At 71.2% G+C, this 4,076-nt stretch carries 4 protein-coding genes; 2 read left to right on the top strand and 2 right to left on the bottom strand.

Annotation, left to right across the window (positions count from 1 at the left end; all coding sequences use genetic code 11):
• The coding region (locus tag VGD44_RS21965; protein WP_331090513.1) for a PQQ-binding-like beta-propeller repeat protein at positions 1–936 on the top strand (936 nt) is incomplete at its 5' end.
• Between the two features lie 12 nt (positions 937–948).
• On the opposite strand, the gene VGD44_RS21960 is transcribed toward VGD44_RS21965, so the two are convergent.
• Positions 949–1,827, bottom strand: coding sequence for an alpha/beta hydrolase (locus VGD44_RS21960; protein WP_331090512.1), 879 nt, complete (start codon positions 1,825–1,827; stop codon positions 949–951).
• 167 nt (positions 1,828–1,994) lie between these two features.
• On the opposite strand from VGD44_RS21960, the gene VGD44_RS21955 reads away from it, so the two are divergent.
• Positions 1,995–3,608 carry an AMP-binding protein gene (locus VGD44_RS21955; RefSeq protein ID WP_331090511.1) on the top strand — a complete coding sequence of 538 codons (1,614 nt, stop codon included), beginning with the start codon at positions 1,995–1,997 and terminating at the stop codon, positions 3,606–3,608.
• A gap of 198 nt (positions 3,609–3,806) precedes the next feature.
• Here VGD44_RS21955 and VGD44_RS21950 read toward each other — a convergent pair.
• A partial coding sequence (locus VGD44_RS21950; protein ID WP_331090510.1) for a helix-turn-helix domain-containing protein occupies positions 3,807–4,076 on the bottom strand: 270 nt, incomplete at its 5' end.

Here is a 4,076-nt window from a genome sequence, read left to right as displayed (position 1 = left end):
CCGGCGCTGGTCCAGCTCACCAAGCGTGGCCAGATCTTCGTGCTCGACCGCCGCACCGGCCAGCCGCTGACCCGCGTGGTCGAGGTGCGCGTGCCGCAGGGCCCGCAGCCTGGCGAATGGCTCGCGCCCACCCAGCCCTATTCGGTGGAGATGCCGGCCATCGGCGTCGAGCGGCTGACCGAGAAGATGATGTGGGGCGCGACCCCGCTGGACCAGCTCCTCTGCCGCATCCGCTTCCAGAGCGTCCGCTACGAGGGCGACTTCACCCCGCCCGGCAGCGCGAAGGAGCCCAGCCTGCAGTTCCCCGGCAACGCCGGCGGGATGAACTGGGGCTCGGGCGCCTACGACCCGCGCCGCGGCCTCCTGATCGTCTCCGACGTGCGCATGCCGCAGACGGTGGCGCTCATTCCTTCGAAGAAGAAGGAGCTGGCTGTCTCGCGGATGAAGGACCGCCCGCCCGAGAGCATGAAGGCCGTCCCCTACAAGGCCGACAACGGCTGGCTGCTCAGCCCGCTGTTCGCGCCCTGCCTGCAGCCGCCGCACGGCATGCTGACGGCCATCGACCTCAAGACCCGCCAGGTCGTCTGGCAGGTGCCGGCGGGCACGGCCGAGGCCCAGGCGCCGCTGGGGCTGAAGTCGCACCTGCCGATCCCGATCGGCACGCTCGGCGTCGGCGGCCCGATCACCACGGCCGGCGGCGTCACCTTCCGCGCCGCCACCACCGACCCCTACCTGCGTGCTTACGACAACGCGACGGGCGCGGTCCTCTGGCAGGGCAAGCTGCCGGTAGCGGCGGCCGGCACACCCATGACCTATGTCTCGCCCAAGACCGGCAAGCAGTACGTCGTCGTCGCCGCCGGCGGCGACCGCGTCCGCGGCGCGGCGGCGGCGAAGGCCCCCAAGGCGGACTACGTGATCGCGTATGCGCTGAAGTAGGCGCTGCGGCGCCTACTTCAGGTGCCTTTTCACGAAGGCGAAGGTCTCCTCGAGGATCTCCAGCGTCCGCGGCGTGGGCTCGGTGATGTCGAAGCCGTGCGGCGCGCCGGGGTTGTTGGCGAGCGTCAGCGGGTAGTCCGTCTTCACGGCCTCGGCGATGAAACGGTCCAGGCCCACGAGCAGCTGCGGAATCTCGTCCTTGCCGGCGCGGGCCAGGTACATCGGGGCCTTGCGGCCGGGCCTGGCCAGCTGGCGCAGCGGCGAGAAGGCCGCCAGCGTCTCGGGCGTCTCGGCCGCCTTGTGCACCGCCGAGTCCTCGATCTCCATGATGGGGTAGTAGGCCACGATGCAGCGGACGTAGGCCGGCGCGTCGGCGATGTAGGGCGAGAGCATCGGCCCGCCCGCCGAATAGGCCGCCAGGCACAGCCGGTCCGGGTCGACGTTCAGCTCGCCCGCGTGGGTGCGCACGTAGGCGATGGCGGCGGCCACATCGGCCGAGCCTTCACGGATCAGCGTCTTCGGATAGCCCAGCTGGTGGGTGAAGGTGACGGCTACCAGCCCCTGGGCGGCGATCAGCCGGCCGTACGAGGTGTAGACGCCCATCTCCTTCATCGGCGCGCCGGGCGGCCCGCCGCCGTGGATGAAGACCACCGCGGGCTTCTTCTCGCCGGCCTTCAGGCCCGGCGGCCGGTAGACGTCCATGGCGATGTGCGCCGGCGCGCTCGGCGCGTAGCGCAGGTCCTTGGTCACCTGCACCCGGTCCATGCCGGGCCGGGTCATCACCACCGGCCGGCGGGCGGCGGCCAGCACCTCGGGCGGGATCGGGGGGTTCTGGGCCATGGCGGGGGTCGAGAGGGCGGCAAGCAGCAGGCATGCGAGGAAAAACCGCATGGCGGGGGCGCTCCAGGTCTAACGGGGATATCCGAACCTAACCGCGGCCGCAGACGGCGCCTAGCGGCCTGCGATGAACGGCTGTTGCGGGTCCCGGCGCAAGAAACCCCTGGTTCGCGAACGCGGGTCGGCCTGCTAGCCTCGGCGAGGGGACGGTCGGGGGCTGCATGTACCAGGTCGATCTGAGGTCATCCCATTTTCCAGCGCAGGGCGACATGCCGGTGCTGGAGACCACCGTCGGCGGGAGCCTGCGCGCACAGGCGGCCGCCACGCCTGACGCCGAGGCCCTGGTCGAGGCCGACGCCGCCGGCCAGCTGAAGCGCCGCTGGACCTACGCCGAGCTGCTGGCCGACGCCGAGCGCCTGGCCCGCGCGCTCCTCAGCCGCTACCGCCCAGGCGAGCGCATCGCGGTCTGGGCCCCCAACGCGCCAGAGTGGGTGATCCTGATGTACGGCGCGGGGCTCGCCGGCCTGACGCTGGTCACCGCCAACCCGGCCTATCAGCCGCGCGAGCTGGAGTACGTGCTCAACCAGTCGGGCTCAGTGGGCCTGTTCCTGGTCCGCGAGCACCGCGGCAACCCGATGGCCGCCATCGCCGCGGAGGTCGCCCAGCGGTTGCCGGCCCTGCGCGAGATCGTCGACATCGAGGACCCGGCGGCGCTCTACGCCGGCGACGGCGCCGATGCGGTCTTGCCCGACGTCCGCCCGCAAGACCCGGCCCAGATCCAGTACACGTCCGGCACCACCGGCTTCCCCAAGGGCGTCGTCCTGCACCACCGCGGCATCACCAACAACGCCCGCCTCTCCCAGGCGCGCATGGGGCTGCGGCCCGACGACACCCTGATCAACCCCATGCCGTTGTTCCACACGGCCGGCTGCGGCCTGCTGACCCTGGGCGCGTTGCAGACCGGCGCGCGGATGGTGCTGGTCCGCCAGTTCGACCCCGGCAGCCTCCTCGACCTCGCCGAGGCCACGAAGGCCAGCCATTTCGGCGGCGTGCCGACCATGCTGGTCACCATGCTGGAGGCCCAGGCGCAGAAGCCGCGCGACCTCAGTTCGGTCCGCACCGCCCTGGCCGGCGGCGCCATGGTCCCGCCCGAGATCGTCCGCCGCGTCCGCGCGGCCTTCGCGTGCGTTTTCCACGTGGTCTACGGCCAGACCGAGGCCTCGTGCCTGCTCACCCTCACCAGCGCCGACGACGGCGAGACGGACCTCACCGAGACGGTCGGCCAGGCGATCCCGGCGACCGAGATCTCGATCCGCGACCCGCGTAGCGGCGGCGTCGCGCCTGTGGGTGAGGTGGGCGAGATCTGCGCCCGCGGCTTCGGCGTGATGCTGGGCTACAACGATAATCCCGAAGCCACCGCCGCGGCGGTCGACACCGACGGCTGGCTGCACACGGGCGACCTTGGGACCATGGACGCCCGCGGCTATGTCCGCATCACCGGCCGGGTGAAGGACATGATCATCCGCGGCGGCGAGAACCTCTTCCCCGCCGAGATCGAGAACGTCCTGCTCGAGCACCCCGACGTGGCCGAGGTCGCAGTGGTCGGCGCGCCGGACCCGACCTGGGGCGAGATCGTCGTCTGTTTCCTGCGCCTGACGCCCGGTGCGCGCCTGGACCGGGCGGCGCTGGTCGCCCACTGCCGCGCCAACCTGTCGGGCCCCAAGACCCCGGCGCACTGGGTCGAGGTCGCCGAGTGGCCGCTCACCGGCTCGGGCAAGATCCAGAAGTTCGTCCTGCGCGACCGTTTCGTGGCCGGCGAGTTCGCGCCCGCCTAGAGAAAAGCCCTCCTCCTCGATGGAGGAGGGTTGGGTGGAGGTGTGGCCGCTGACCTGACGCAGATCGCGCAAGTAGGCGCCGGCGCCCCAACGCCGTTTCAAAACGTCACCGCCCTGCTCACACCTCCATCCCCGGCCCTTCTCCACCGAGGAGGAAGGGAGCGCGACAGCAAGAACGCTCCGTTGCGTGCCGACTGGCTACTCCCCGAACTTCTCGATATGCCCGCGGCCCCAGGTCTGCACGCTCTTCACGATGGGCGTCAGCGAGTAGCCGTAGTCGGTCAGCGAGTAGATCACCGGGGCCGGGACCGCGCCGGTCTCCTCGCGCGCCACGATGCCGTCGGCCATCAGCTCGCGCAGTTGCTCGGTCAGCACCTTCTGCGAGATCGCCGGCATCAGCTGGCGCAGGCCCGCGAAGTGGCGCGGCTCCTCCGCCAGCCAGTAGATGATGATCAGCTTCCACTTCGA

The organism is Phenylobacterium sp. (assembly GCF_036402295.1).
Lineage (GTDB): Bacteria > Pseudomonadota > Alphaproteobacteria > Caulobacterales > Caulobacteraceae > Phenylobacterium.
This window is presented reverse-complemented; position numbering and strand designations above follow the sequence as displayed.

Bases quoted from the DNA above. Each gene is read 5' to 3' on its own strand.
- VGD44_RS21960 (WP_331090512.1), bottom strand. From the start codon at position 1,827: ATGCGGTTTTTCCTCGCATGCCTGCTGCTTGCCGCCCTCTCGACCCCC.
- VGD44_RS21955 (WP_331090511.1), top strand. From the start codon at position 1,995: ATGTACCAGGTCGATCTGAGGTCATCCCATTTTCCAGCGCAGGGCGAC.